The 625-nt window shown below is 64.3% G+C and carries 1 pseudogene; it reads right to left on the bottom strand.

What is annotated here, in order from left to right:
* Positions 1 to 625, bottom strand: a pseudogene (locus SPHV1_RS03710) (muramidase); the annotation flags it as partial.

Below are 625 nucleotides of genomic sequence, written 5' to 3'. Positions count from 1 at the left end.
ATCGCCGGTATAGAAAGCCAGATGCCAATGATCGGCATGGCCCCGGTCCCCCGGCCCCAGCAGCTCCGCCACGCGAATACCATGTTGCGCCATCACGGCGCGGATTTGCTCGCGCGTGATCGTGTGCAGCCCGGCACGCGGCACGAAATCCACCGCCTGCCCATATTTGTGAAAGCTGTTGGCGGCCCCGTAATTGGCTTCCAGCGCCCGCCACGTATCGGTTATGCGAGCATTGAACGCAGCGGCCAAGATCGAGGCGACATAGCCCGCCGAGGCGTCGGCGCTGCCTTCGGGCTGGACGATCGCGGGTTGCGCCGCGAGCTGGCCCCCGCCCGTCGCGTCGGCCGCCGTGATCGTGAGTGGGATCGAGGTCGATCGCGCAGCAGGAGCGCCGCCGCTTACCGGCACGCCGTTCACGCTGTAGGTATTATAGCGCGAGGAAAGCCACGCCTCCCAGCGCGCGCCTTTCGCCATAATCAGCGCCCGATAGCGGGCATTATGGACCGGCGTTCGGGAATGATAATTGGCAACCCGCGTCCACAGGTCGCCCTTGTCATCCCGGATATGGTTTCTGATACGCCATGCAGCGAGGTTGTAGGGATAGCACCCCGCCGCAAGCACATAT

Origin of the sequence: Novosphingobium sp. KN65.2 (assembly GCF_001368935.1) — a bacterium.
Taxonomy (GTDB): domain Bacteria; phylum Pseudomonadota; class Alphaproteobacteria; order Sphingomonadales; family Sphingomonadaceae; genus Novosphingobium; species Novosphingobium mathurense.
Note: the sequence above shows the minus strand (reverse complement) of the source record. Positions and strands in the feature narration are given on the sequence as shown.